We start from the raw sequence: 905 nt of genomic DNA, 5'->3' as shown, positions 1-905 counted from the left end.
CGTGGAGGCCGAACCCATGGACATGGACCAGGATGAGGACGACTCGCCGGACATCCTGCCGTCGCCTCCCGGCGCGGCCCGGGGCTTCACGCCCAGCAGGTCCTCCAGCACGTCCGCGCCGTCGGGACGCGAGTCGGCCGGCGGCGGCGGCGGCAGGTCCCAGTCCAGCGTCGGCGGAGCCGGCGGACGCGAGGGCGGCCGGGCCGCGACGGGAGGCGACGGCAGGATGTCCGGCGAGTCGTCCTCATCCAGGTCCATGTCCATGGGTTCGGCCTCCACGATGTCCAGGGCTTCACCCCGGCCGCGCGCGAGCGCCCGGTCGAGGTCGTCCGGCGCGACGACGAACACCTTCAAGGGCTTGCGCAGTTGGAAGCGCAGCTCGTCCACCAGCATCAGGTTGCCGGGGTCTTCCACCGCCACGTGGAGCTTCTCGCTGCGGCCATCCGGCTCCAGCGCGAAGAGCAGCACGCGGTGCTCGGTCTGGAAATCCATGGACACCAGCGAGGACACCGCATGCGGGATGTACTCGGGGAGCACCATGAAGGGCAGCTCGTGCTGGGCGGCCAGCGCGCGCGCGATGTCCCGGCCGGTGCACAGGCCCATGGACACCAGCACCTCGCCCAGCTTGCGGCCCTGACCGCGCCGCCCGGAGGCCAAGGCCTGCTTCACCTGCTCGTCCGTGACCACTCCGGCCTGGACGAGGAGTTCACCAATCTTCTTGCGCATGGCCGCTGGCTACCGCTTGACCTTGGCGAGGTATTCCTCGCGGGAAAAAACGCCCTTCTCGATGAGCAGCTCCACCATGGCCTTGAGCGCCGCGACCTCCTTGCGCTGGACCTCCTCCACGCTCTTGAGCAGCTCCGCGGGGCTGCCCGAAGACGCCGCGCGCTGGGCCTCCGCCGCGG

General features: G+C 70.7%; 1 protein-coding gene and 1 pseudogene. Both read right to left on the bottom strand.

Going from position 1 to position 905, the window contains the following annotated elements; translation table 11 throughout:
- The coding region (locus D7X12_RS41580; RefSeq protein WP_120630586.1) for a cyclic di-GMP-binding domain-containing protein, MshE-related at window positions 1-726 on the bottom strand (726 nt) is incomplete at its 3' end.
- Between the two features lie 9 nt (window positions 727-735).
- Window positions 736-905 (bottom strand): annotated as a pseudogene (locus D7X12_RS45690) (GspE/PulE/PilB domain-containing protein); the annotation flags it as partial.

It is taken from the genome of Corallococcus sicarius (assembly GCF_003611735.1).
GTDB lineage: Bacteria > Myxococcota > Myxococcia > Myxococcales > Myxococcaceae > Corallococcus > Corallococcus sicarius.
This window is presented reverse-complemented; position numbering and strand designations above follow the sequence as displayed.